Annotated in this window: 13 protein-coding genes; 3 read left to right on the top strand and 10 right to left on the bottom strand. The window is 75.4% G+C overall.

Features of this window, described 5'->3' with window-relative positions:
* Positions 1 to 21: 21 nt before the first annotated feature.
* Positions 22 to 888 (top strand): RNA polymerase sigma factor SigF, encoded by an 867-nt coding sequence (locus J2N69_RS25340; protein WP_230902778.1) that lies wholly within the window; start codon positions 22 to 24, stop codon positions 886 to 888.
* A gap of 135 nt (positions 889 to 1,023) precedes the next feature.
* Here J2N69_RS25340 and J2N69_RS25335 read toward each other — a convergent pair whose 3' ends face one another.
* Together J2N69_RS25335 and J2N69_RS25330 are read right to left on the bottom strand one after the other, a co-directional pair.
* Positions 1,024 to 1,983, bottom strand: a complete 960-nt coding sequence (locus J2N69_RS25335; protein ID WP_230902777.1) for a sensor histidine kinase — start codon at positions 1,981 to 1,983, stop codon at positions 1,024 to 1,026.
* A complete protein-coding gene (locus J2N69_RS25330; protein WP_230902776.1) occupies positions 1,980 to 2,846 on the bottom strand; it encodes an MEDS domain-containing protein in 867 nt (288 codons plus the stop codon). Before J2N69_RS25330 ends, J2N69_RS25335 begins: the two co-directional genes overlap by 4 nt.
* Positions 2,847 to 3,089: 243 nt before the next feature.
* Here J2N69_RS25330 and J2N69_RS25325 point away from each other — a divergent pair, with 243 nt between their 5' ends.
* Positions 3,090 to 4,778, top strand: a complete 1,689-nt coding sequence (locus J2N69_RS25325; protein WP_230904866.1) for a SpoIIE family protein phosphatase — start codon at positions 3,090 to 3,092, stop codon at positions 4,776 to 4,778.
* Here the strand turns inward: J2N69_RS25325 and J2N69_RS25320 are convergent.
* Positions 4,769 to 5,209, bottom strand: a complete 441-nt coding sequence (locus J2N69_RS25320) for an SRPBCC family protein (protein ID WP_230902775.1) — start codon at positions 5,207 to 5,209, stop codon at positions 4,769 to 4,771. The two genes, J2N69_RS25325 and J2N69_RS25320, sit on opposite strands and share 10 nt — an antisense overlap.
* Before the next feature lie 198 nt (positions 5,210 to 5,407).
* Between J2N69_RS25320 and J2N69_RS25315 the strand changes: the two genes are divergently transcribed.
* On the top strand, positions 5,408 to 6,172 hold the full coding sequence (locus tag J2N69_RS25315; protein WP_230902774.1) for a thioesterase II family protein: 765 nt from the start codon (positions 5,408 to 5,410) through the stop codon (positions 6,170 to 6,172).
* Between the two features lie 19 nt (positions 6,173 to 6,191).
* Here the strand turns inward: J2N69_RS25315 and J2N69_RS25310 are convergent, their stop codons facing one another.
* Genes J2N69_RS25310 through J2N69_RS25280 form a run of 7 tightly spaced genes read right to left on the bottom strand, consistent with a single transcriptional unit; the run spans position 6,192 to position 26,677 of the window.
* Positions 6,192 to 8,330 carry a type I polyketide synthase gene (locus tag J2N69_RS25310; protein ID WP_230902773.1) on the bottom strand — a complete coding sequence of 713 codons (2,139 nt, stop codon included), beginning with the start codon at positions 8,328 to 8,330 and terminating at the stop codon, positions 6,192 to 6,194.
* Entirely contained in the window at positions 8,327 to 11,629 is a 3,303-nt protein-coding gene (locus J2N69_RS25305; RefSeq protein WP_230902772.1) for a non-ribosomal peptide synthetase, read from the bottom strand. Before J2N69_RS25305 ends, J2N69_RS25310 begins: the two co-directional genes overlap by 4 nt.
* A gap of 5 nt (positions 11,630 to 11,634) precedes the next feature.
* Positions 11,635 to 15,618, bottom strand: a complete 3,984-nt coding sequence (locus J2N69_RS25300; protein ID WP_230902771.1) for a non-ribosomal peptide synthetase — start codon at positions 15,616 to 15,618, stop codon at positions 11,635 to 11,637.
* Positions 15,615 to 20,498: a non-ribosomal peptide synthetase gene (locus J2N69_RS25295; RefSeq protein WP_230902770.1), complete on the bottom strand. Its 4,884-nt coding sequence runs from the start codon at positions 20,496 to 20,498 to the stop codon at positions 15,615 to 15,617. The genes J2N69_RS25300 and J2N69_RS25295 overlap by 4 nt, the downstream gene beginning before the upstream one ends.
* Positions 20,495 to 21,601, bottom strand: coding sequence for a MupA/Atu3671 family FMN-dependent luciferase-like monooxygenase (locus J2N69_RS25290; protein WP_230902769.1), 1,107 nt, complete (start codon positions 21,599 to 21,601; stop codon positions 20,495 to 20,497). Before J2N69_RS25290 ends, J2N69_RS25295 begins: the two co-directional genes overlap by 4 nt.
* A complete protein-coding gene (locus tag J2N69_RS25285; RefSeq protein WP_269075632.1) occupies positions 21,586 to 25,254 on the bottom strand; it encodes an amino acid adenylation domain-containing protein in 3,669 nt (1,222 codons plus the stop codon). The genes J2N69_RS25290 and J2N69_RS25285 overlap by 16 nt, the downstream gene beginning before the upstream one ends.
* Complete coding sequence (locus J2N69_RS25280; protein ID WP_230902768.1) at positions 25,247 to 26,677, bottom strand: MFS transporter; 1,431 nt, start codon at positions 26,675 to 26,677, stop codon at positions 25,247 to 25,249. The genes J2N69_RS25285 and J2N69_RS25280 overlap by 8 nt, the downstream gene beginning before the upstream one ends.

The following is a 26,677-nucleotide window of genomic DNA, read 5'->3' as shown; positions in this document are numbered from 1 at the left end:
CGGACGCGGGAGGGAACGAGAATGGCGGTCATGGTCACGGCTCAGCAGACGGCGACGGTGGCGGTGGAGAACACTGCTTTGACCATGCCGGCGGTTCCCCGCCCGCAGAAGGTGGCGCCGAAGGACGCTCGTGCGCTGTCGAAGGTGTTCTTCGACCGGCTCGCCGTTCTGGAGGAGGGCACCCGGGAGTTCCAGGATGTGCGGAACACCCTGATCGAGATGAACATGTCTCTCGTCCGCTATGCCGCCGGCCGGTTCCGGAGCCGTGGCGCGGATGAGATGGAGGACATCGTCCAGGTCGGCATGATCGGTCTGATCAAGGCCATCGACCGCTTCGAGCTGACGCGTGAGGTGGAGTTCGCCACCTTCGCCGTGCCGTACATCGTCGGTGAGATCAAGCGGTTCTTCCGGGACACCTCGTGGGCCGTCCACGTGCCGCGGCGTCTTCAGGAGGCCCGGGTCGAGCTGGCGCGCGCCACCGAGGAGCTCCACACCCGTCTGGGGCGCACCCCCACGGTCAAGGAACTGGCCACGCTGATGAACCTCACCGAGGAAGAGGTCATCGAGGCCCGGCTGGCCTCCAACGGATACAACTCCAGCTCCCTGGACGCCGCCGTCAACAATGACAGCGACGACGGTGAAGCCGCCCTCGCCGACTTCATCGGTGCCGAGGACCCCGCCATGGAACTCGTCGAGGACTTCCACGCCCTGGCCCCGCTGCTCGCCGAGCTCGATGACCGCGACCGCGAGATCCTGCGGCTGCGGTTCGTCGAGGAGCTCACGCAGTCCCAGATCGGCGAGCTTCTCGGCTGCTCCCAGATGCACGTCTCGCGGCTTCTCTCCCGCACCCTGAAGCAGCTGCGGGCAGGCATGCTGGCCACGAGCTGAGCGCCTCTGCCCACCTCACCTGCCCACCTCGTCGTCGACGTTCCAACGCCCGCCCGGCCCCCGGCCCGGTGGGCGTTCGGCGTAACGGGGGTTGGTGGCCGGTCTCCGGGCTCGCACCTGCTCTTCGTCAGCGCTTCACGTCAGGCGCATGTGCAGGCGCAGGATCAGTCCCTCGTCCGTCGCCCGGATCTCGACCAGGTCGCAGAGCTGGTGCATCATCCACACGCCCCGACCGCCGTTCGCCCCGTAGGGGTCGGGGCGGCGGCGTCCGGTCAGGGGGTCGGCGAGCCGGCCGCGGTCGCTGATCTCCGCGACGAGTTCCTCGGCGGTACGCCACATGCGCAGGCGTCCCTCGCCTCCCCCGTGCCGCACCGAGTTGCTGGTCGCCTCGGCGACGGCGAGGAGCCAGTCCGTGCGGCGCTCCGGGGGCAGGCCGGCGGAGGCCGCCCAGTGGTCGGCGTCGTCCCGGGCCCGTGCCAGGCGCCCCTCGTCGAACACCATGACGGTCGCGTCCCGCGGTTCGGGCAGCGGGAGGTCGCAGTCCCGGGCGACCTCGTGGGGATCGGCGTAACGGGAACTGGCGCGGTAGGCCACCGGGTCGCCGACGACCGGGTGGGTGCGGTGCGCCTGGACCAGTACGTCCTCGGGCAGCGCGTTGTCGTAGGGACACAGGATGCTGACGCCGCGGCCCGCGAAGGCGAGGTTGATCAGCGCCTCGTGGCGTGTCGCCTCCTGGCTCTCCGCCGGGGTGCGGCCGACCCAGATCGGTTCGCCCACGATCGACACCCGCCCGTGCGCGCCCTCGGGGCGGTCCGCGAACTCCTGGAGCATCGAGAGGATGCGGCCCGGGTTGCGCCCCGCCTGGGCCATGTCCACCCAGGTGACGTGCTCGTGGCTGTCGGCGAGGGCGTCCTTGAGCAGCTCCAGGCGCCGGCCGGGCACCGCCACCAGCGTCGGCTGTCCGTCCGCGACGGCGCGTCGTACGAAGGTCCCGACACCGTCGAGGTAGCCCTCCACGGTGTCGTAGAAGAGGGCCGGGTGGAAGAAGGGGCTCTGACTTTCGTGCGGGGCCGGGGCGTGTGCGTCCGTCGTCATCGGTCGACGACCTCCAGCGCGGAGCCGAACTCGGGGAAGAGGTCCAGGAGCCGCCGCAGGGACGGTGGCGCGTGCCGGACCCGCAGCGCACCGCCGGTCGGCCGGTCCGCGGCCGCACCGGCCAGGGTGGCCAGGGAAGCGGCGTCCAGATGACGCAGGGCCGAGAGGTTCAGCTCCACCCGCTCCGCCGGGGTGTCCTTGAGGGCGGCGGCCGCGGCGGTGACGACGGCACGCATGTCGTACCCCGCCGATCCGGCCATCAGCAGCCCCGGGCGGTCGGTCAGGGGGGCCACCTGCAACGCGGCCCCGTCCACGGGGTCACCGCGGTGCGCCGGGTGGGCGCCCGCCAGGACGTTCACGTACTCCTCGGGCAGCAGGCGGCGGTCGTAGAAGCACCATCCCGTGAGCGGCAGGGGCTCGAAGACCTCGTGGTGGAGGCGGAGTTCGTACTCCAGCAGCCGGTCGGCGCCGACGATGTCCCGGGCGCCCCACGCCATCTCGCCGATCACACGCAGCCCTCGGTGCCCCCCGGTGGACGACGACTCCACCGCGGCGTGCCACCCCTCGATCGCCGCGTCCGGGTCGAAGCGCGCCCCCGCGAGGTAGGTGCCCGCGGCGGTCGACACGGACAGCTGCCCGCGGGCGACCGCGCCCTCCGCGTCGATGCCCGCGTCGGCGAGCGCGGACAGCACGCGGCCGGGCTCGGTGGTGTCCGCCACGTACCGCACCTGCTCACCCCGCTCCAGTCCGCCGCGGACGAAGGCACAGAGATGGTGGGCCCACTCCCGGTCATCGGCGAAGACGACACTGGAGTGACGCCCCGCCGCCGGCTCCCGCTCACAGGGCGCGGCCACTGTTGGCATCACCGCCACGCTGCTGATCCCCTGCCTGTCGGAATCGACTCGCCCTTGTCATGGAAGCACAACGCGGCCACCCGCCTCACCCTCACGCGTGTTTTCGCCGGGCCTGTACCTGTCTACGATGCTGTGATCAGCACCCGGCGCACTGGCGGGGTGACGGCCACCGGGCGTGCCGCCCGTCCCGGGCGTGGAGGTGCAGACGTGAACGGTGTGTCCGGTGCGGCCGATCCCTCCGAGCGGTTCGTGATGCTGCAGCAGCTGCTGGGCACGGCCCTGGACCGGCTGGGTGCCGGGGCCTACGCGGTGGATGCCGACGGCGGCATCATCGCCGTGAACGCGCAGGCCGAGGTGTTGCTGGGTCGCGGCGCGGACGGGCTGCTGGGGCGGGACGCGCATGACTTCCTGCACCGGCGGCAGGACGGGATGACCATGCCGCGCAGCCAGTGCCCGATGATGGAGGCCTTCGTGGCCGACCAGGTGCGCCAGGAGGAGAAGGGCTTCTTCGCGCGAGGGGACGGCTCGCTGCTGACGGCTTCCTGGCTGGTGGCTCCGCTGCGCATCACCTCCGACGAGAGAGGCGCCCTGGTGGTGTTCCACGAGTACAGCCAGGCCGGTGTCCCGCTGCCCGTCTCGACGCTCCGGGCGGGGCTGCTCTCCGAGCTGGAACGGCTGGCGTTGCTGGCCGAGACCACGACCCGGCTGACCGCCACCCTGGACGTCGGCGAGGCGCTGGACCGGCTGGTGCAGCTGATCGTCCCGATGCTGGCGGACTGGGTCGTCATCGACCTCTTCACCGAGAACGGCCAGGTGCAGCGCACCCTGGTCGCCCACGGTGACGACCGGGGGATCACCCGTCGGCACGATCTGCAAGGGGCCCTGCTCTCCGTGCCCGAGACCTCGCCGCTGCCGCTGTCCCGTGCCCTGCGCGGCGCCGGCTCCACCCTGGCGACCCCGCAGACCTATCAGGGCCCGCCGGACTCCGACGTCGCCGTCGAACAGCGCCGGCTCTTCGAGGCCACCGGCATGCACTCCGCGCTCATCGCTCCCGTCCGCGGTCTGCGCGAGGTCCTCGGGGCGCTCACGCTCGGCCGGTCCGAACAGTCGGAGCCCTTCACCACCGCCGAGATCCCGCTGCTCGAAGACATCACCCGGCGGGCCGGGCTCGCGCTGGACAACGCCCGCCTCTACCAGCGCCAGCGCAAGGTCGCCGAGACCATGCAGCGCCATCTGCTGCCGCAGCTGCCGCGCGTCCCGGGCCTGGACATGACCGCCCGTTACCTGCCCGCTCCGCACGCCTCCCAGGTGGGCGGTGACTGGTACGACGTATTCCATCTGCCCGACCGGGCCCTCGCCCTCGTCATCGGCGACGTCGCGGGACACGACCTGGACGCCGCGGCCGGCATGGCCCAGGTCCGCAACATCCTGCGCGCCTACGCCTGGTCCCGGCAAGAACCCCTCAGTGCCATCGTCGAGCGGTTCGACCAGGCGCTGCCCCACATCACCGACGTCGGCATGGCCACCATGATCCTGGGGCGGCTCCAGGCCGGGGCCGACGGGCGGTGGGAGCTGCGGTGGACCAACGCGGGCCATCCGCCGCCCCTGCTGGTCACCCACGACGGTCGGGCCCGTTATCTCAACGGCGGGCACGGCATCCTGCTCGGCGCCCACGCGGGTATCCCCCGGACCGACGCCGTCGGCGCGCTGCCGCCGCTGTCGACGCTGGTGCTCTACACCGACGGGCTCATCGAATCCCCCCGCCACCCCATCGACGACGGCCTGGAGCGGCTGCGCCTGCACGCCGCCCGTCTCGCCGGCCATCCGCTGGGCGCCTTCACCGACGCCCTGATGGAAGCCCGCCCGACCGATAACGACGACGACGTGGCCATCCTGACCGTGCGCGTGCCCGCGGCCGACGTGGACCCGGGCTACTCCTGAGCGCCGCGGGTGCCCGCCGCCCGTTCCGCCATGTGCCGGAACTCGTCCAGGTCGTAGGTGGCCAGGGCCGCGTCCAGGTTGGTGAGGGCTCCCAGGTGTTCCAGAAAGCCCTGCGGGTCGTACTCGATCCGGAGCGTGACCCGGCTCTCCGTGTCGCTGAGGCGGTGGAAGGTGACCACGCCCGCGTGGTGGACGCCCTCCGTGGTGCGCCAGGCGATGCGCTCGCGGGGGACGATCTCCGTGAGTTCGGCCACGAAGCTCTTGTCGGCGCCGGGCAGGGCGAGTTGCCAGGCGAACGTCTTCGCGTCGATGCGCTGCACGTGCTTGACGTGGCTCAGGAAAGTCGGCCAGCGCTCCACGTCTTCCCAGAGTGCCCAGGTCACGGCGGTCGGCGCGTTGATGTCGACGGCTTCTAGCAGCGAGGACGCCATCGGGTTTCCGCTCCCTCGGTTGTCGTCGGGGGCCTTGTCTCGTCCCCTCCGGAAGTCTTGTCTTTTCCCTTTCCCGGTACCCCGGTGCTGCGGGGTCACCCGGAAAGTCTCGTGCTGGGCGGGGTTCGTCCGGCATGCTGGCCCGCGGCAGGGGGCCGGTCGGCGGCTTCCTGCGGTACAGGAAAGGAGGGCGCGTTCGTGGGCGACTGGATACGTTGCTTCCACCCCGCACCCGACGCCGGGGTCCGTCTGCTCTGCTTCCCGCACGCGGGAGGTTCCGTCGTCGCCTATCACGGGCTGTCGGCGGCGGTCTCGGGCCGGGTGGAGCCGCTGATGGTGCAGTACCCGGGGCGTCAGGACCGGTTCGGCGAGCCGTTCGCCGCGGGGGCGGACGAGATCGTCGACGCCGTGCTGGACGAGCTGCCCCGGGGGCCGGGGGAGGCGCCGCTCGCGCTGTTCGGGCACAGCATGGGCGCCCTCCTGGCGTTCGAGACCGCGCGGCGCCTGGAGCGCGAGGGGGAGCCCCCCGTGGCGCTGGTCCTCTCCGGCAGGGCGGCGCCCTCGCTGCCCCGGCGGACCGCCGCCACGCGCCCGGTGCGGGACATGGACGACGCCGAACTCGTCGAGGAGATGCGGAAGTTGTCGGGCACCGCCGACGAGCTGCTCTCCTCCCCCGAGCTGCTCTCCATCTTCCTGCCGCCGATGCGCGCCGACTACCAGATCGTCGACGACTACGTCTACCGCGCCGGGCCGCCGCTGAGCTGCCCCATCGCCGTCCTGACCGGCGACGACGATCCCCGCGTCGCACCCGAAGAGGCGCGGGCCTGGGAGAGCGAGACGCGGGGCGGCTTCTCCTGCCATGTCCTGGCAGGGGGGCACTTCTTCCTCGACGGCCACCTGCCCTACGTGGCCGACGTCATCGCCGCCACGCTGCCGGGCCGGGAGGCGATGACGGCGCCGTAGCCACCGGCCCCTGGGCTTGTCACCGCGGCTCCTCCGCCTCGAACTCCGACAGGAGGGCGTCCAGGGAGTCCTCCGCCGCGCCCGGCTCCTTCAGCCCGGCGATGTGTGACGCCAGTTCCTGGAGGGGCAGTTCCTCCAGGAACAGTGTGATCGGCACGTCGATGCCGAAGTCGTCCCGGAGCCTGCCCACCAGGTGGACGGCGGTCAGCGAGTCGCCGCCCGCCGCGAAGTACGTCGTCCCGGGGGTCACCGCGGTCCCGTCCAGGCCCAGCGCCTCGGCCAGCAGGGCGGAGACGGCCCGCGTCAGGTCATCCCCCGGGGCGGCTGTCGTCCCGGCGTCGCCGGGCGTCCAGGTTCCGGCCGCCGCGCCCGGCTGCGGCAGCCGCAGCGCGCCGAAGCTCCGGGGCTCGAACGGGTAGGTCGGCAGGCTCACCCTCCGGGCGCCGGGTGCCGGGTCCGGCCAGGGGACCGAGCCGCCCTTCAGCCACAGTTCCCCGAGGCCGCGCAGCCCGTCCGGGTCGGGGCCCTCTCCCGGGTCGGCGGCGGGGCGGCGGCCCTCCGCGAGCGCCGTCAGCCGGTCGGCCGCCTGCGCCGGGTCCGTGGCCAGGACGTACGCGCGTACGTCCATGGGGGTGCGGGCGGTGCGCAACGTGTGCGCGGCGTCGGCGAGGGACGGGGCGTCGGGGGCGCGCAGGGCTGCCGCGAGGCGTGCGGCCAGTGCGGTGAGCGCCTGTTCCGTGCGGGCCGAGAGGGGGAGGATCTCCGTCGCCGCGGGGCGGCGTCCCTGCGGGGCGGGGGGTGTGGGGCGGTGCGGGGCCTGTTCCAGGACGACGTGGACGTTCGTACCGCCGATGCCGAGGGAGCTGACTCCCGCGCGGCGCGGGCCTTCGGCGGGAGGCGGCCAGGGGGCGGTGTGGTCCACGACGCGGAACGGGGAGGCGTCCAGGGCGAGTTCGGGGTGGGGGCCGGTGAGGCTGACGGTGGGAGCCAACGTGGCGTGCTCCAGCATGAGGACCGTCTTGATGAACGAGGCCACGCCCGCGGCCGCGTCCAGGTGGCCGATGTTCGACTTCACGGAGCCGATGCCTATGCGGGCGCCCGGCGCGCCGCCCGTGGTGAACGCCGCGGTGGCCGCCGCCAGTTCGATGCGGTCGCCCAGCTCGGTGGCGGTGCCGTGCGTCTCCACGTACTGGGCCGCCGAGGGGGTCAGACCCGCCGCCGCCCAGGCCTCGACGATCGCCGCCGTCTGCTGTTCGACGCCGGGGGCGGTGAAGCCGACCTTCGTGGCGCCGTCGTTGGTCAGGGCGCTGCCGCGCAGGACCGCGCGGACCGGGTCGCCGTCGGCGAGCGCGTCCGACAGGCGGCGCAGGACGACGACGCCCACGCCGCTGCCCGGCACGGTGCCGCCCGCCCGCCCGTCGAAGGGCCGGCAGCGGCCGTCCGGCGAGAAGATGCCTCCCTCGTGGTGGACGTACCCCTGTCTGCGCACGGTGTCGACACTGGCGCCGCCCGCGAGCGCGATGTCGCACTCGCCGAGCAGCAGCGCCTGCGCGGCGAGGTGCACGGCGGTCAGCGAGGTCGAGCAGGCCGTCTGCACGGTCAAGCTCGGGCCTTCGAGGCCGAGGCGGTAGGAGACCCAGGGGGCGAGGAACTCCCGGTCGGTGAGGATGCGGACCTGCATCGCGCCGAGGGACGCGGCGAGGGCGCGGTCGGTGTGGGCGGCCAGCATGTGCTCGGTGGGGCTGCCGCCGACGTAGACGCCGGTGCGGGCGGTGACGGCGAGCGGGTCCTGGCCCGCGTCCTCCAGGGCGGCCCAGGCGGTCTCCAGCAGGAGGCGGTGCTGGGGGTCGAGGGCGGCCGCCTCGGCGCGGTGGAAGCCGAAGAGTTCGGCGTCGAAGCGGTCGGCGTCGGCGAGGTACCCCTTGGTGGGCACGTGTGCGGGGTGGCGCAGTTCGGCGGGGTCGGCGCCGTCGGCCAGCAGTTCGGCTTCGGTGAAGTCGGTGAGGGAGCAGACGCCGTCGCGGAGGTTGGCCCAGTACGTGGCCACGTCGGGGGCGCCGGGGAACCGTCCGCTCATCCCGACGACCGCGATCGCCGAGTCGGTGTCGAAGCCCGGGTCGCGGTCGGGGTCGTCTGCCTTGCGTGCCGGCTCGGTCATCGTGACGTGCCCTTTCTGGAGCGACTGGAGCGGAGCCGCTGTGCGGCGGCGGTCTGGCGTGCGCGGCGCTCGCCGCCCCGGCGCTCGGCCGCCGTGGCGGTGGCGGGGGCTTCCCCGGTGGCGCGGTCGAGGTGGGCCGCGATCGAGGCGACGGTGGGGTGGCGGAACAGGTCGACCAGGGTGAGGTCCACGGGGGTCTCCGGCCCTGCGGCGGCCGTCGCGCGCAGGGCGTCCAGGACGCTGACCAGCCGCACCGAGTTGCCGCCCAGCTCGAAGAAGTTGTCGTGGACGCCGACCCGGTCCAGGGTCAGCACGCGGGCCCAGACGTCCGCCACGCGCCGCTCGGTCGCGGTGCGCGCGGCGACGTACGTACGACGTGACGCGCGCCGCTCCGCTCCCGGCGCGGGCAGGCGGGGCCGGTCGATCTTGCCGGAGCGGTTGAGGGGCAGCGCGTCGAGGCGGACGTACTCCTCGGGGAGCATGTAGCCGGGGAGCCGTTCGGCGAGGTGGGCGCGGAGGGCCTCGTCGGAGGGGGTGGCGCCGTCCCGGGGCACGACGTAGGCGACCAGGCGCTGTTCGGCGCCGCCGCCGTGGACGGCCGCCGCCGCGACCGCCACGTCCGGGGAGCCGGCGAGCAGGGCCTCGATCTCGCCGAGTTCGATGCGGATGCCGCGCAGTTTGACCTGGGAGTCGGAGCGGCCGAGGTAGTGGAGGCGGCCGCGCGCGTCGACGCGGGCGAGGTCGCCCGTGCGGTACATGCGGGTGCCCGGCGGGCCGTACGGGTCGGCGACGAAGCGTTCGGCGGTCAGGCCGGGGCGGCCGATGTAGCCGCGGGCCAGGGAGGCGCCGGCGATGTACACCTCGCCGGTCACGCCGGTGGGCACCGTGCGCAGGCGGGCGTCCAGGACGTATACGCGGGCGCCCGGCACGGGGGCGCCGATCACCACCGGCTCGCCGGGTTCGAGGTCGGCGGTGGTGGCGTAGACGGTGGCCTCGCTCGGCCCGTACGCGTTGACGATCCGGCGGCCCGGCGCGCTGAGCCGCTCGACCAGCTCGGCGGGGCAGGCCTCGCCGCCGACGGCGAGCGTACGCAGGTGGGGCAGTCCCCCGCTGCCGCCCGCGCTGTCCGGCAGCAGCATCGCGGCGGACGGCGGCAGGAACACGTACGTGATGCGGGAGTCCCGCAGCCGGGCGTGGAGCGCGTCGCCGAGGCGTTCGTCGTCTCGGGCGATGTGCAGCTCGGCGCCCGCGACCCAGGGGAAGAACAGGTCGGACACGGCGACGTCGAAGCCGAAGGAGACGCATTGCAGGACGCGGTCGTCGGCGGTGACGGGGAAGGCGTGGCGCACGGCGCCGGTGAGGTTGGCGAGCGCCCGGTGCTCGACGGCGACGCCCTTGGGGACGCCGGTGGAGCCGGAGGTGAACAGGACGTAGGCGAGGTCGTCGGGGGCGGGGGCGGCGGCCGGCTGTGGGGGTGCGGTGGGCCGGGTGGCGCCGGGGGCGTCGGCTCGCAGGCACGGGATGCCGAGCCGCTCCCCCTGGGCCGCGGTCTCCGCCGCCGTCAGCAGCAGCCCGGTGCCGGAGGTCTCGGCCATGTGCGCGAGGCGGGCGTGCGGGTGGGCCCGGTCCAGCGGGACGTACGCGCCGCCCGCGCGCAGGACGGCCAGCGCCGCGATGCCCATCTCGGGCGAGCGGGGCAGCAGCAGGCCGACCCGGAAGCCGGGGCGCACGCCCGCCGCGCGCAGCCGGGCCGCCAACGCGTCCGCCCTGCCGAGGAGTTCGCGGTAGGTGAGCCGTACGTCGCCGCAGACCAGGGCGGTGGCGTCGGGCCGGGCCGCGGCGACGTCCGCGATCAGGTCGGGCACCAGCCGGTCCACGGGCGCGGCCCCGGCCGTGCGGTCGGCGGCCGCGACGGCACGGCGGCGCTCCTCGGCGGGGACCGCGTCGAGGGTGGAGAGGGGGGCGTCGGGGCGGGTGAGGGCGGCGTCCAGGAGGGTCCGGAAGTTGCGGGCCCAGGCGCGGACGGTGGTGGCCTCGAAGAGGTCGGCGCGGTAGATGAACCGGGCGGCGAGGGCGGCGCCGCCGCTGTCGCCCTCCTCCCAGCGCTCGACATGCAGGTGGAAGTCGAACTTCGCGGTGTCCAGCGCCAGTTCGAGGCGCTCGACGCGGGCGCCCGGCAGCGCGAGGGAGAAGTCGGTGTCGTCGTCGTACGCGAAGACCAGTTGCACCACCGGATCGTGGCTCGTGTCGCGGGGCGGGGCGAGGGCGTCGACGACGGACTCGAACGGCGCGTCCTGGTAGGGCTGTCCGGCCAGCAGCTCCGCGCGGACGCGGTCGATCAGCTCGCCGTACGAGGGGTCGCCGGACAGATCGACGCGCAGCGCCAGGGTGTTGGTCAGCATGCCGACCATCTCCTGGAGTTCGGGGCGGTCGCGCCCGGAGACGGGGAAGCCGATGACCAGGTCGTCGCGGCCGGTCAGGCGGCCGAGGAAGGCGGCGTACGCGGCGAACAGCGCCATGAACGGGGTGGCGCCCCGGGCCCGCGCCGCCCCGGCCAGGCGGGCCCGGAGCCCGGCGTCGAGCAGGAACCCCGCACTGCCGCCCGCCGCCGAACGCACCGCAGGGCGCGGCCGGTCCAGGGGCGGCGAGACGACGTCGGGGGCGCCCCGCAGCCGCCCGGCCCAGTGGGCGACGGCCTCGGCGTAGGCGCCTTCGGCCTGGCGGTCGCGCTGCCAGGCCGCGAAGTCCGGGTACTGGAGCGGCGGTTCGGGCAGGGGGTGGGCGGCCCCTGCCCCGGCCTGTGCCTCGTACGCGGCCGACAGGTCCCGCAGGAGGACGCCGAGGGACCAGCCGTCGCAGATCAGGTGGTGGGCGACGAGCAGGACGCGGTGGCTGCCGTCGTCGACGGCGTACACCGTGCAGCGCAGCAGCGGTCCGGTCGCCGGGTCGAAGGGGCGGGCCGCGTCCGCGCGCATCCGGTCGGCCGCCTCGGCGGCCCGCACGTCCTTCTCGACCGTGACGTGCGCGCGGCCGGTGGCGGAGACGATCTGCGCCTGGCTGCCGTCGGCGGCGGTGCGGAAGACGGTGCGCAGGGCTTCGTGGCGGGCCACGACGGCGTCCAGGGCCCGGGCGAGGGCGCCGGGGTCGAAGGGGCCGTGGACGGCGAAGGCGGCGGGCACGTTGTACTGGGCGGTGCCGGGGTTCATCCGGTCCAGGACGAGCAGGCGGCTCTGGGCGTCGGAGACGGGGAACTCGTACTCCTCGTCGGCGGGTGCCGGGGCCGGGTGCGGTGCGTCCACTGGGTTCACTCTCCCTGGAGGGGGGTTCGGGTGCGGCCGGCGAGGGCGGCTTCGAGGGTCGCGGCGATCCGTGCGGCCTGTTCCGCGTGGAGCACCTCGGCGTGGGCGCAGGGCAGTTCGTGGACGGCGACCGCCGTGGCGGCGCGGCGCCAGGCGGCGGCCTTCTCCTCCGTGGGGATGGCCTCGGGGTCGCGGGTGGCGGCGAAGAGGGTCACGGTGCCGTCGTAGCGGGAGGGGACCCAGCTCCTGCCGATGACGACGTGGCGGGCGACCGCCGCGGCGAGCGCGGTCAGGCGGTGCTCGCCGATGCCGTCCAGCGCGGCTCCGTCCTCGCGGAGGATGCGCCGGGCCTCGGCCTCGACGACGGCCGGCGCGAGCGGGGTGCGGACGGCCTCGGGCGGCTTCGGCATGGCGTCCACCACGGCGAGCAGCGCCACTTCCTCGCCGGACGCGCGCAGCCGCACCGCCATCTCGTGGGCCACGGGGCCGCCGAAGGACGTGCCGAGGAGGAGGTAGGGGCCGTGGGGCCGGACGGCGCGGATGCGGTACAGGTACGACTCGGCCAGCTCCGCCACCGAGGACGGCAGGTGCGCGGGTCCTGCCCCGGCTGCCGAGAGGGCCGGGGTCTGGAGCGCGTGGACCGGGCGGTCGGGCGCGAGGTGGGGCAGCAACGCCGTGTACGCCCAGCTCACGCCCAGCCCCGGGTGCACGCAGAAGAGGGGGGCGCGGTCGCCGCCGGCGCGCAGGGCCAGCAGCGGGGCGAGGCTCTCCGCACCGACGGGGAGGGAGGCGCCGGGTACGGGACCGCCGCTCGCGGAGGCGCTGTTCGCGGAGCCGCTCTTTCCGAAGGCGCCGGGTTCGGTCGTGTCGTCCAGGCGGGCGATGAGCCGCGCGGGCGTCGGTGCCGCGAAGAGGGTCGCCACGGGGACCCGTACGCCCCAGGCCTCTTCGATCCGCCCGGCCAGGCGCAGCGCGCTCAGCGAGTGGCCCCCGGACGCGAAGAAGTCGGTGTCCGGTCCGGCCTCCGTGCCACCGCCGAGCACCTCGCCGAAGAGCGCGCACAGTTCCTTCTCGCGGGCGGTGCGCGGCGCGCGCGTCGCCGCCGCCGTCGGTCCGGCCGGGGGGTCGGGCAGTGCGGCGCGGTCCGCCTTGCCGTGCGGGGTGAGCGGCACGGCGTCGACGCGGACCCAGGCGGTGGGGAGCAGGTGCGGGGGCAGGACACGGGCGGCGGCCGACCGTACGTGCGCCAGCGGGCCGGGGTCGCCGCCCGCCGCGCCGGGCGCCGGACGGCCGTGCTCCTCGTCCGGCACCACCCACGCCACCAGCCGCTTGCCGCCGCCCGGCGCGGGCCTCGCGGCGACCACCGCGCGGCGCACGCCGGGGCAGGACGTCAAAGCCGCCTCCACCTCCGCCGGTTCGACCCGGAAGCCGCGGACCTTGACCTGGTCGTCCGCGCGCCCCACGAAGACGAGGGTGCCCTCAGGGGTTCTGCGGGCCAGGTCGCCGGTGCGGTACATGCGGGTGCCCGGCGGGCCGTACGGGTCGGCCACGAAGCGTTCGGCGGTGGCGGCCGGGCGCCCGAGGTAGCCGTGGGCGAGCCCGGCGCCCGCGAGGTACACCTCTCCCGCGCGGCCGTCCGGCACCGGGCGCAGCCGGGCGTCCAGGAGGTGGACGCGGGTGCCGTCCAGCGGGCGGCCGATGGGCGGCGGGCCGCTCGGGCCGGGCCCCTGGACGCGGTGGGCCGTGGCGAACACCGTCGCCTCGGTGGGGCCGTAGCCGTTGACGACGACCGTGCCGGGGCAGTGCCGCCGGACGCGGCGCACCGCCGCGGCGTCCACCACGTCACCGCCGGTCCACAGCTCGCGCAGGCCGCCCGGCGAGCCGGGGGCCAGCTCCGCGACGGTGCGGAACAGCTCCGCGGTGAGCCAGAGCGCCGTCACGCGTCGCTCGGGCAGCACCCGTGCCAGCAGGCCGGGGGTGAGGGGCTCGTCGGGGCAGATGACGACCGTGCCGCCGGTCAGGAGCGGCACCCAGACCTCGTAGGTGGCGGCGTCGAAGGTGTGCGGGCTGTGCAGCAGGACGCGGTGGTGCGCTCCGGGGCCGTGGCCGCCGCCGAAGTTCGTGTCGGCGGCCAGTTCCACGATGGCCCGCTGCGGGACGACGACCGCCTTGGGCTCGCCGCTCGACCCGGAGGTGTACATCACGCACGCCGGGGCCTCGGGGTGCGGCGAGGCGGCCGGTTCCGCGGACTCGGGCGAGCGGCCGCGCACGGCCAGGGTGCGCACGCCCGCGGGCAGCGGCACGGACGGCTCGCCCTCCGTCAGGACCAGCCTCGCGGCCGCCCCGTCGAGCAGCCGCGCGAGCCGCTCCGCCGGATGGGCCGCGTCCAGCGGCAGCCAGCACGCCCCCGCCTTCAGCACCGCCAGCTGCGCGACGACCAGCGACGGCGAGCGGCCCAGCAGCAGGCCGACCACGGAGCCGGGCCCGACTCCCGCGGCGGCGAGGCGGCGCGCCAGCCGGTCGGCTGCCGCGTCGAGACCGGCGTACGTGAGGACGTCGTCGCCGCTCTCGACGGCGGGCGCGTCCGGCGTACGGGCCACCTGCGCGGCGAACCGGGCGGTCACGGTGGCGGGGCCGTCCACCGGCGCCGCCGGGGGCCCCGCGGACCGCGCGAGGAGCCGCCGGCGCTCCTCCTCGGGGAGCACGTCGATGCGGTCCACCGGCGTCGCGAGGTCTCCCGCCAGCTGCTCGAAGGCGCGGACGACGCGGGCCGCGACCGCCGTCGCGTCCAGGCCGTGCCGGCAGCCCACCGACAGGAGCACCCGCTCCCCCGCGACGACGGCGAGCGTCACGGGGTAGTGCGTGGCGTCGCGTACGTCGGTGACGCGCACGGTGTCGGGGCCGTCGTCCCCCGGCTCCCGCGACCCGCGCGGGAAGTTCTCGAAGGCGAGGACGGAGTCGAAGAGCCCGGCGGGGCCGGACGCGGCCGCCCCCGCCGCCCGCTGCACGTCCGCGAGCCGCACGTGGTGGTGGGGCGCCAGGCGCCACTGCTCGTCCTGGAGGCGGGTGAGCAGCTCGCCGGTCGTCTCGCCGTCGCGCAGCCGCACCCGTACCGGCAGGGTGTTGATGAACAGGCCCACCATCTCCCCGGCCCCGGGCAGGTCGTGTGGGCGGCCCGCGACGACGCCGCCGAAGACCAGGTCCCGGCCACCGGTCATCCGGGCGAGCACCAGGGCCCAGGCCGCCTGGGTGACGGTGTTGAGGGTGACGCCCGCCTCGGCGGCGCGCCGGGTGAGGGCGGCCGTCAGCTCGGCGGTGAGGTGCAGCCGCGCGGTGTCCGGCGGCGCTTGGCCGCTCGGGGGTGACTCGGGCACGAGGGGTGCCGGTCGCTCCAGACCCGCGAGCGCCTCGCTCCAGGCCGCCTCCGCGAGGCCCCGGTCCTGGCGGCTCAGCCACAGCGCGTACTGCCGGTGAGGCACGGCGGGCGGCAGGGGCCTGCCGGTGACCAGGGCCGCGAGGTCCCGCTCCAGGACCGGGACGGACCAGCCGTCGAGCAGGATGTGGTGGAAGCTGAGGAGGAGTTCGCTTCCGGTGTCGTACCGCAGGAACAGCGCGCGCAGGACGGGCGGGCGGGCCAGGTCGAAGCGGCGTGTACGGTCCTCGGCCAGCAGCTCCTCGACCGCCGCGGCCGCTTCAGCTTCGGTGCGCCCGGTCAGGTCGGCCTCCCGCCAGGGCAGCGGGACCGTGTGCGGGATCACCTGCACGGGGCGGTCCAGGCGTTCGTGGCGGAAGCAGGCGCGCAGGTTGGGGTGCCGGTCCAGGAGCGCGGTGACGGCGTCCCGTACCGTCTCGGCGGTGAGGCCGGGGCCGAGGCGGAAGCGGGCCTGGACCAGGTACGGGTCGGCCCCTTCGCGGTCCCGCACGGCGTGGAAGAGCAGCCCCTCCTGGACCGGCGTGAGCGGCAGGACGTCGGCGATGCGCCCGCTCACCGGCCGTCCTCCGGTTCCGTCGAAGACGGCTCGGCGAGGTCCGCCAAGTCGCCCTCCAGCATGGCCAGTTGGTCGGCCGAGAGCCCGGCCAGCGGGAAGTCCGACGGGGTGGCGCCGACCGGGCCGCCCTCCTCCGTCTCCCGCACGAGGACGGCGATGGCCTCGCGCCACAGCCGTGCCAGCTCCCGCACCTCGTCCTCGGCGAGGACCCCTTGCGCGTACGAGAACGTCGCCTCGAGCCGCGGCCCGTCCGGGCCCTCCAGGGCGAGGGCGTCGATCTCGACCGCGTGGCCGAGCGGTACGGCGTCGGCGCCCGCGTCGAGCAGTTCGCCGCCCGCCGCGTCCCGTGCGGTGAGTCGGCCGAGGTAGTTGAACCGCACGTCCGGGACGGGGAGTTCGGCGAGGGCCGGGGCGGTGTCCGGGTTGAGGTGGCGCAACAGGCCCCAGCCGATGCCGCCGTCGGGCACGGACCGCAGCTGCTCCTTCACCGCCTTGAGCGCCTCGACGGACGCGCCCCTCCCCGTCCCCCCGGAGCCGAGCGCGGACGGGTCGAGCAGCACCGGGTACTGCGTGGTGAACCAGCCGACCGTCCGCGACACGTCCGCCGCCGCCGACAGCGCTTGCCTGCCGTGCCCTTCGAGGTGCACGAGCAGGCCGGTGCCGGTGCCCCGCCTGCGTACGGCCGCCGAGACCAGCGCGGTGAGGAGCACCGCGTCCGGCCCGCAGTTGAAGGCGGCGGGCAGCGTGGTGAGCGCGGCCGCGGTGAGATCCGCGGGCAGCTCCACGGTGAGGGCCGCCCGACGGGACCGCGCGCCGCGGCCCGCGGTGAACCGCGCCTCGTCCGCCGCCGCGAGACGGCTGTGCCACCACTGCGCCTCCGCCGCGCGTTCGGGGCGCACGGCCTCCTCGGCGAGCAGCGCGGCCCAGCGGGGGAAGGAGGTCGCCGGGGCGGCCGTCGCGTCGGCCGGAGCACCGCTGAGGGCGGCCGCCACGTCCGGTCCGATGACCCGCCACGAGACGCCGTCGACGGCCAGGTGGTGCACGGTCAGGAGCAGCAGCCCGCGCCGCCCCGGTCCGGCGTCGAACCAGACGGCCCGCAGCATCTCGCCGTCCTCCGGGGCGAGGCGGATACCGGCCGCCGCCTTCCGTGCCCTGGCGCGGGCTTCGGCCTCGTCGGCCACCTCCACGCGCGCGACGCCGACGCCGGGCGGCGCCTCCTCGACGACCTCCATCTCGGCCTCCGGCGCGAGCAGCCGCATCCGGAGCGCGCCGTGGCGCCGGGTGAGTCCGCGCACCGCGGCCTCGATCCGCTCCCGGCCCGTGCCGGGCGGCACGGGGAACGCCATCGACTGGGTGAACGCCCAGGGGTCGCCGCCCTGTTCGCGCCACCACCGCATCACGGGCGTGAGCGGGAAGCGGCCGACACCGGTGTCCGACGCGTCCGGGCCGGCGCCGTCCGAGGACCGCGCGTGGACGGCCAGTTGGGCGGGCGTACGCAGGGTGAACACGTCGCGCGGGGCGAGGACGAGGCCGGCCGCCGAGGCGTGGCCCGCGAGCTGGATGGCCATGATGCTGTCGCCGCCCAGCCGGAAGAAGTCGTCGTCGGCGCCCACCTCGCCGACGCCGAGGACGCGGGCGAAGAGGCCGCACAGCTCCTTCTCGCGGACGGAGGCCGGGGCCCGCGTGGTGGCGGCCGTCCGTGGTGCGGGCAGGGCGGCGCGGTCGAGCTTGCCGCTGCGGGTCAGGGGCAGTTCGGGCAGCTCCACGACGTCCGAGGGCACCATGTGCGCGGGCAGCAGGGTGGCGGCGTGCGCGAGGAGGGCGGTCGGGTCGACGGTGTGGCCGGGGGCGGGCACGGCGTAGCCGGTCAGCTGGGGCCGGCCGTCGGCGTCCTCGCGGACGGCCGCGGCGGCGCGTGCCACCGAGGGGTGCCGGGCGAGGGCCTCGGCGATCTCGCCGGGTTCGACGCGCAGGCCGCGCAGTTTGATCTGGTCGTCGGTGCGGCCCAGGTAGTGCAGGGTGCCGTCGTCGTCGCGGTACGCCAGGTCGCCGGTGCGGTACATGCGGGAGCCGGGCGGGCCGTAGGGGTCGGCGACGAAGCGTTCGGCGGTGGCGCCCGGCCGGTGGAGATAGCCGCGGGCCAGGCCCGGCGAGGAGAGGTACAGCTCGCCCGCGACCCCGGTGGGCGCGGGCCGCAGCCGCGCGTCGAGGACATGGGCGGCGGTGCCGGGGACCGGGGTGCCGAGGGGCGGGGCGGTGCCGTCGGCGGTCAGGGGGCCGCTGAGGGTGGCGGCGACGGTGGCCTCGGTGGGCCCGTAGGCGTTGTGGACGCGGCGCCCCGCGACGGCCCAGCGGGCCACGAGGGCGGGCGGGCAGGCCTCGGCGCCGACGGCGAGCGCGCGCAGCGCCGGGTAGGGCCCCTCGGGCACGGTCGCGAGGACGGACGGCGGCACCATGGCGCAGGAGATCCGCCGCTCGGCGAGGAACGTGCCGAGGCCTTCCCCGACGAGGGGCCCCGGCGGCGGCACGACGAGGGTGGCGCCGGGCCCGAAGGCCATGCACATCTCGGCGACGGAGATGTCGAACGCCGGTGACCCGAGCTGGAGGACCCGCGCGTCCGCGTCCAGCGCGAAGCGGTCGGTGAGGCCGCGGGTGAGCGCGGCGATCCCGGCGTGCGTGACGACGACGCCCTTGGGGGTGCCGGTGGAGCCGGAGGTGTGGATGACGTAGGCGGCGTGCGCCGGGTCGAGGGGCACGGGCGCCAGGGGCTCACCCGCGTACGCGTCGCCGTGCTCGGCCGGATGGTCGGGGTCGACCGGCAGGGACGCGGCACCGGCCCGCTGCACGGCGGCCGACGCGGGCGCCAAAGGCTCACCCACGTGCGCCCCGCCGCGCTCGGCCGGATGATCGGGGTCGACCGACAGGGACGCGGCACCGGCCCCCTGCACGGCGGCCGACGCGGGCGCCAAAGGCTCACCCGCGTACGCCCCGCCGCGCTCGTCGTCGCCCAGGACGAGGCACGGTACGTCCGTCGGCGGCAGGACGCCCGCGGCGGCCGTGCGCGCGTCGGTGACCAGGAGCACGGGCGCTGCGTCGTCGAGGACACGGCGGACCCGCTCGGCCGGGTGGTCGGGGTCGACCGGCAGGTACGCGGCACCGGCCCGCTGCACGGCCAGCGCGGCCACCGGGAGGTCGGCGCCGCGTCCGAGGGCGAGGGCGACGGTCCGCTCGGGTCCGGCGCCGCCACGGACCAGGCGGGCCGCCAAGCGGTCGACGCGGTCGGCCAGTTGGGCGTACGTGAGGTGGGTGCCGTCGGCTTCGAGGGCCGGGGCGTCGGGTGTGCGGGCGGCGTGCCGGGCGACCATGTCCGGCAGCGACTCGGGTGCCGGGGCGGCCGGTCCGTGCGCCAGGGCGAGCAGGCGGCGGCGTTCGGCGCCGGGCAGCACGTCGAGGTCCCGCAGGGGGGTGGCCGGGGCGGCGGTGACGTGGCGGAGCAGGGTGAGATAGCTGTCCGCCCAGCGGGCCACCGCCGCCGGGGCGAACAGGTCGGTGCGGATCTCGAAGCTGCCGTCCATGCCGTCGCCGCTGTCCCGCACGACGCCCACCAGGTCGTGCTCGCCGCCGGTGTGGATGCGCTCGGGCTCGGCGAACTCCCGTACGGCCGAGACGCTCGGCTGCTCCGTCAGGTGCATGAACACCCACTGGAAGAGCGGGGAGCGGCCCGCGCTGCGTTCGGGCGCGGCGGCCGAGACGATGCGGCCCACCGGCAGGTCGGCGCCCGCCATGAGGGCGGGGAAGTCGGCGCCGAAGCGGGCGAGGACGTCGGCGAAGGAGTCGTCCTCGGTGATGCGCCAGCGGGTCGGCACGGCGTTCATCACGTAGCCGATGACCTGGTCCAGGCCCTTGGCGGAGCGGTTGGCGACCGGGGTGCCGAGCACCAGGTCGTCGGTGCCGGTGACGCGGTGCGCGAGGACCGCGAAGGCCGTCATGAGAACGACGTACACGGAGGCGCCACGCTCGCGGGCCAGCGCGCGGACGGCGCGGGTGGTGTCCGCGTCGACCCGGAAGCGGATCTGGACGATGCCGTCCTCGCCGCCCGCCTCGGGGTCCCCGTGCCCCGGCACGGTCAGCGGGCCCGGCGGATCGGCGAGATAGCGGCGCCAGAAGGCGAGGCGGTCGTCGAAGACCCCGGCGGCCTCCAGCTCGCCCTGCCAGGAGGCGAAGTCGGCGTACTGGATCGCGGGCCGGCTCAGCTTCGGCTCGGCGCCCTCGCGCACGGCGCGGTACGCCTCGGCGAACTCGCTCTGCAGCACGTCGAAGGACCACCAGTCGGTGATGATGTGGTGCAGGCTCAGCATCAGCGTCGTACGGGTCTCGTCGACGCGGACGAAGCGGCCCCGGATCAGCCGGTCGGCGGTGAGGTCGAAGGGGCGGCGGCGGAAGGCGCGGAAGGCCTCTTCGATGGTGGTGGCCGTGCCGCGCAAGTCCTCGCGCTCCAGGACGAAAGGGCCCTCGTCGGGGAAGTCGACGCGCGGGTCGTCCGCCGTGCCGGAGATCCGGGTGCGCAGGATGTCGTGGTGGCTCTGGACGAGGGTGAGCGCGGCCTCCAGGTGGGCGGGGTCGACCGGGCCGTCCGCCGCGTCGAAGTGGTAGGCGCAGCAGAGGTTGAGGGCCGGGGTGCCGGGATACAGCGACTCGTAGACCCACAGGTCCCGCTGGGCGGGGCTGAGCGGCACGGCTCCGGCGCTGTCGCGGGGCGGGACGACCCGGGGGATCTCTTGGGTGCGGCCGGCCTCGACGAGGCGGCGCATCAGCCGGACCCGCTGCTCGCTGCTGAGCGCGCTGAAGCGGTCGGCCATGGAGGGGTGGTTCCGGGTCACAGTGCGGCCTCTCTCAGCTCGGCGAGGCGGTGCAGCCCCGCGACTACCTCGTCCCGTCCGATGCCGAAGTCGATGAAGCAGGCCACCTCGTCGCAGCCGAGGTCGCGCAGGTCGGCGAGCATCTTGGCGCAGGTGCCGGGCGAGCCGAGCAGGCTGCCCCAGTTCAGATAGCGCCGGAAGGCGAACTCGGCGAGCAGCGCGGTCTGTTCACCGGTCAGCTCACCGCCCTCGCGGGCCTTTGCCGCGCGGTTGGCGGCGGTCTGGCGCAGATACGAGGCGAGGTACGCCTTCAGGGGCGCGGCGGCCAGGCGGTGCACCTCGGCGTCGTCCGCGCCGACGTAGGTGTGCGCCATCAGGGTCACGCGGCCGTGCGCGTCGGTGCCCGCCTGGTCGGGGGCGGCGGCGCAGGCCGTGCGGTAGCGGTCGATCCGGTCGGCCAGTTCGTCCCTGGTCTGTCCGACGGTCGCGCCGAGCACTCCGGCGCGCAGCCGCCCGGCGGTCTCCCAGGTCTCGGGGTTCCCGGAGGTGGTGATCCACAGCGGCAGCTCCCGCTGTACGGGGCGTGGTTGGGGGACGACGGCGACGGGCCGCCCGGTGCCGTCCGGGTAGGTGACGGCCTCGCCCGCCCACAGCCGCCGCAGCTCCGGCACGGCTTCGAGGGTGCGGCGCCTGCGGTCCTCGTAGTGGCCGGGGGCGAGGGTGAAGTCGGTCGAGTGCCAGCCGGTGGCGACGGAGAGGCCGGCCCGGCCGTGCGAGAGGTTGTCGACGACCGCCCACTCCTCGGCGACCTTCAGCGGGTGGTGCAGGGGCAGGACGACGCTGCCCGCGCGGATCTTGATGCGCTCGGTGGCGACGGCGAGGGCCGCGCTGAGCACGGGCGGGCTGGGGAAGACCTGGCCGACCTGCTGGAAGTGGCGCTCCGGGGTCCAGACGGCGTGGAAGCCGAGGCGGTCGGCGGCGCGGGCGAGGGTGAGGATGTCGTCGTAGGTCTGGGCGTGCGACGGGGCGGTGCCGGACCCATGGGGCGGGCCGCCATCCGAAGCGCTGCCCGCGGCGCTGTCGGAACCGCTGTCCGCGCCGAAGAACATCACGCTGAGGTCCACGGCCTCTCCTCCTGCTCGCTGTTGAGGTCGCTGAGGTCACTGGGGTCGCTGCGGTGACTCCGCTGGTCCTGTCGGCGGGGTACGCGCGGCCGCCTCGGGATGGGGACGGGCGCGGGGCCGGTGGTGACGGGCGCCCTGGCCAGTTCGGCGGCGAGGGCGGCGACGGTGGGGGCGGTGAAGAGCTGCGTGGCCGTGACGGTCCTGGTGCCGGTGGTGAGGCGGGCGGCGACCCGCACCGCGCGCAGCGAGTTGCCGCCGAGCGCGAAGAAGTCGTCGTCGCGGCCGATGTCCGGGACGCCGAGCACGTCGGCCCAGACGGCGGCGACCTCCCGCTCCAGCGGGGTGACAGGGCCGGTGGCGGCAGCGACCGCTGCCGCTCGCGGGACCGTGACCCTGTCCCGCTCGTCCGCGCGGCGCGGGGGCCCCGCGGGGACGAGGTCGCCGACGGGGGTCTCCGGTGCCGCGGCGGCCGCCTCCAGGGCCTGGGGCAGCGCGTCGGCGAGCCACGTCACGAAGCGCTCCTCCAGGGAGTCCGCGCGGTACTCGAAGGTGAGCGTGAGGCCCTCGGGGGCGCCGCCGGGTCCCGTCGCCTCGGTGATGTCGACGAGCAGTTCGAAGCGGGCCTCGCCGGTGCGCACCACCTCGACGCCGGTGTCGGCGCCGGGCAGGTCCACTTCGGCGCGCGCGTTGTTCTGGAGGGCGAGCACGACGTCGGTGAACGGCTGCCGTCCCCGTACGCGCGGCGGGTTCAGCTCGCCCACCACCTGCTCGAACGGCACGTCCTGGTGGGCGAAGGCGCCGAGGTCGCTCTCGCGGACCCGGGCGAGCAGCTGCCGCGCGGTCGGGCCGCCGGACACGTCGACGCGCAGGGCGAGCATGTTCACGAAGAACCCGACGATGTCCTCGACGCTGCCGTCCCCCGCGCGCCCGGCCACGGGGGTGCCGATCACCAGGTCCTCCCCCGCGCCGGCCCGCGCGAGGGCGGCGGCGAGCGCGGCGTGGAGGGCCATGAAGAGGGTGGCGCCCTCGGCGCGGGCGGCGTCCACGAGGCGGGCGTGGGCGGCCGCGTCGAGCCGGCGCACCACGGTCGCGGCGGCGGGTCCCGGTACGGCGGGCCGCTCGGGGCGGCGGGGCAGCAGCGGCCCTGCGGGGTCGGCTCCGCTCAACGCCTCCCGCCAATGGCCGAGTTGGCGCGCGGCGAGTGAAGTGGGGTCGGTCGGGGAGCCGAGGCGCGCCGGGTGGCGGCGGGCGTGCTCGGCGTAGGTGACGGGCAGGGGCGGCAGCCCCGCTGCCCGCCTGCCCGTCCCGGCCCTCGCGGCGTAGGCGCGCGAGAGGTCGCGGAAGAGCGGGGCGAGGGACCAGCCGTCCCCGGCGATGTGGTGGACCAGGACGAGCAGCGCGTGCGTGTCGGTCCGCTCCTGGAGGCTGAACAGCGTTGCCCGCACAGGCAGCTCATGCCCCAACTCGAAGCGGTGCCGCGCGGCGGCACCGACGGCGGACGTCAACTCGCCTTCCGTCACGGTGACGTGCCGGAACGGCGGCCGCGCCTCGGCTCCGTCCAGCACGCGCCGCACGGGAGAGCCGTCCACCTCGTCGAAGACGGTACGCAGCACCTCGTGCCGGGCGGCGACGTCCGCGAGGGCGCCGGCGAGCGCGTCCACGTCGACCGCACCGCGCAGCCGCACCAGCATGGGCAGGTTGTACGCGACTCCGGCGCCGAGCCGGTCGAGGAACCACAGGCGGTGCTGGGCGTGCGAGACGGGGAGCGGGTCGCCGTCCGCGTGGGGCGATGTGGTGGGCGGCAGGGGGGACTTGGCGGCCGCGTCGACGTGCGGTGCCAGGCGGGCCGGGGTGGGTGCCGCGAAGAGCGTACGAAGGTCCAGCTCGGCGCCCAGCCGGGCATGCACACGGCCGAGCACCCGCGCGGCCAGCAGCGAATGCCCGCCCAGGGCGAAGAAGTCGTCGTCCGCGCCGACCGAGGTGACCCCGAGGACATCGGCGAAGACCCCGCACAGCACACGGACCGTCTCACCCCGCGAGGCATCGACCGCCGCACGCGGAACCCCGCCCCCGGAGCCGACTACACCCCGGGGTACCGGCAGCGCGGCCCGGTCCAGCTTCCCGCCGGCCGTCAGGGGAAGCGCGTCCAGGATGACGAAGACGGCGGGCACGAGAAAGTCGGCGAGTTGACGCTCGGCGTGGCCGCGCAGGTCGGCTTCGGTGAGGGGGTGCCACGCTCCGGTGTCCTGGCCGCCGCCCCGCGAATCCCCGTCGCCCCCGCCCGAATCCCCGCCACGCCGAGCCGCGGCCCGCCCCGTCGGCACCACGTACGCGACGAGTTGACGTTCGCCGTCCGTCTGTGCGCGGGCGGCGATCACCGCGGCTCGGTCGACCCCGGAGTGGCGGAGCAGGGCCGCCTCGACCTCGGTGGGTTCCACGCGGAAGCCGCGGATCTTCACCTGGTCGTCGGCCCGGCCCCGGTACTCGAAGGTGCCGTCGGGGCGCCGGAGTGCCAGGTCGCCGGTACGGTACATGCGTACGCCGGGGCCGGGGCCGTCGTCCCGTCCGGCCACGAACCGCTCCGCCGTCAGCGACGCGTCGCAGTAGCCGCGGGCGAGGCCCGCCCCCGCGGCGTACAGCTCGCCGGTGACTCCGTCGGCGACCGGCCGCAGCCGTTCGTCGAGGACGTACAGCCGTTTGCCCGCCAGCGGACGGCCGATCGGCACCGGACGGCCGTCGCGGACGTCCTCGGGGGTGACGCGGTGGACGGTGAGGAAGACCATGCACTCGACGGGGCCGTAGCCGTTGCTGAGCCGCAGGCCCGGCTGGCGCTCCAGGGCGCGGGCGACGTGCGGGGGCGACAACGCCTCGCCGCCGACGATCAGTTCACGCAGCCCGGCGAGGGCGCGCGGGTACTCGTCGACGATCACGTTGAACAGGGACCCGGACAGGTACATGGACGTGACCCCGTGCGCGGCGACGAGCCGCGCGATCACCACCGGGTCGGGGCGCCGCCCCGGATGCAGTACGCACGTCCCGCCGCCCAGCAGCGGCCCCCACAGCTCCAGCGCGAACGCGTCCCACGACACGGGCGCGCACTGGAGCCACACCGCGCCCGGCCCGAAGGAGGCGAAGTCCTGGCCGGTCAGCGTCTCGGTGACGGCGCGGTGCGGGGCCACGATGCCCTTCGGCCGCCCGGTCGACCCGGAGGTGAACATCACGCAGGCCACGTCGTCCGGCGCCGCCCGCACCGCGCCGCGCGCCAACGGCCGGGCGTGCGCGGCGTCCTCGACGTGCATCACCGGCGCTCTCCCGGACCGGGACGGCCCGGGTTCCGCTCCGCGCCGCGCGAGCACCGCCGCGATGCCGGCGTCCCGCGCCATGCCGCGCAGCCGCGCGGCCGGGAAGCCGGGGTCGAGCGGCACGTATCCGGCGCCTGCCTTGAGCGTGCCGAGGACCGCGACGACCAGCTCCGCGGAGCGCTCCAGGTACACGCCGACGGTGTCGCCGCGCCGCACCCCGCGGTCCGACAGGAGGCCCGCCAACCGGTCGGCGCGGGCGTCGAGTTCGGCGTACGTCAGCCGTTCGCCGTCGTGGACGAGGGCGGTCGCGCCGGGGGTCCGTGACGCCTGCTCCTCGAAGAGCTCATGCACGCACCGCGTCATCCTTCTCACCGCCCTTGCGCTCGGTCCCGCCGTCGGCATCGGTGGCGGTGCCGACGTCCGGGAGCAGTACGTCGATGTCCCGGATCGAGCGGCTCGCCAGGCCCCAGAGCGCGACCGCGAGCCCCGCGACGCCGGCGAGGAAGAGCATCCCCGCCATGCCGCTGCCGGGCGCGTCGCCGAAGAGGGGGCCGAGCAGCACGAAGACCCCGGTTCCGTCGGCGGCCTGCGGCTCGAAGAGGCCGTCGGCGAGCGGCCCGGAGAACGCCATGGCCAGCGGCCCGGAGATCTGCGACAGGAACATCACCGCGCCGAAGACCCGGCCCTGCCATTCATGGGGCACCTTGGTCTGCACGATCGACTGCATCGAGGCGTTGACGACCGTCATGAGCGCCGCGCCGACCAGCATGGCCGCACACCAGCCGACGACTCCGCCGACCAGGGACATGCCGATCTGCGCAGACAGGCACATGCCGAGGATGCCGAGCATCATGCCGCGGCCGCGGTTCTTCGGTCCGCCCCACGCGGCCATCACCAGGCCGCCGACGACGCCGCCGAGCCCGATCGCGCTGTTCACGGCGGCGAGCGCGCCGTTGCCGGACCGGAGCAGCACCATGGGCTGGACGACGGCGAAGCCGAAGACCATGACGAGGTTGACCACGCAGAAGTTGACGGTCATGTCGCGCAGGCTCGCCTGCCGGAAGAGGTAGCGCATGCCCTCCACGGCCTCGGCGGTGATCTTCGCGCGCGGGGCGCCGGCGCCTTCGGGGACCTTGTCGCCCCGCATCCGCACGACGCGTACGCCGATCAGTGCGAAGGCGTAGCTGGCCAGGTCGATGACGAGGACGGTGCCGATCCCGGACAGGGCGATCATGACGCCGCCCAGCGCCGGGCCGCAGATGCCCGCGGCACTGCGGGCGCCCGCCAACAGGCCGTTGGCCCGGCCGAGCTGGTCCTTGCGCACCAGGAGCGGGACGGCCGCGGTGAGCGCGGGGAGCTGGAAGGCGGCGGAGATGCCGAGCAGCACGGTGGCGGGGTAGACCTGCCACGGTTCCAGGCCGCCGCCGAAGAAGTGCACGAGGGCGAGCAGACCGACGGCCAGGATGCCGCCGGCGTCCGCGATCTGGAGTGCGGACCGTTTACGAATGCGGTCGATGATCGCGCCCGCGAACGGACTGAACAGCGCCTGCGGAAGCACGGCGCACAGGGACAGCGCGGTGACGGCGGACGCCTGCTCTCCGGTGGACCACACCTCGATGATGAAAGCGAATCTGAGAACAGCGCTTCCGACCAGTGAGACGGCTTGTCCCGACCAGACGAGCAGCAGGGGCCCGATGCCGTCGAAACGTCCCGCCGTCTGCTTTTCCCCGCCCCGCGGCACCGCTTTTCCGTCCGCTTTTTCGCGATCCGTCAC

The organism is Streptomyces huasconensis (assembly GCF_021028635.1).
Classification (GTDB): domain Bacteria; phylum Actinomycetota; class Actinomycetes; order Streptomycetales; family Streptomycetaceae; genus Streptomyces; species Streptomyces huasconensis.
Note: the sequence above shows the minus strand (reverse complement) of the source record. Positions and strands in the feature narration are given on the sequence as shown.

What these genes read in the sequence shown, in the direction of transcription:
- J2N69_RS25340 (WP_230902778.1), top strand. Translation starts at nt 22, where the DNA reads ATGGCGGTCATGGTCACGGCTCAGCAGACGGCGACGGTGGCGGTGGAG.
- J2N69_RS25335 (WP_230902777.1), bottom strand. Translation starts at nt 1,983, where the DNA reads ATGACGACGGACGCACACGCCCCGGCCCCGCACGAAAGTCAGAGCCCC.
- J2N69_RS25330 (WP_230902776.1), bottom strand. Translation starts at nt 2,846, where the DNA reads ATGCCAACAGTGGCCGCGCCCTGTGAGCGGGAGCCGGCGGCGGGGCGT.
- J2N69_RS25325 (WP_230904866.1), top strand. Translation starts at nt 3,090, where the DNA reads ATGCTGCAGCAGCTGCTGGGCACGGCCCTGGACCGGCTGGGTGCCGGG.
- J2N69_RS25320 (WP_230902775.1), bottom strand. Translation starts at nt 5,209, where the DNA reads ATGGCGTCCTCGCTGCTAGAAGCCGTCGACATCAACGCGCCGACCGCC.
- J2N69_RS25310 (WP_230902773.1), bottom strand. Translation starts at nt 8,330, where the DNA reads ATGACCGAGCCGGCACGCAAGGCAGACGACCCCGACCGCGACCCGGGC.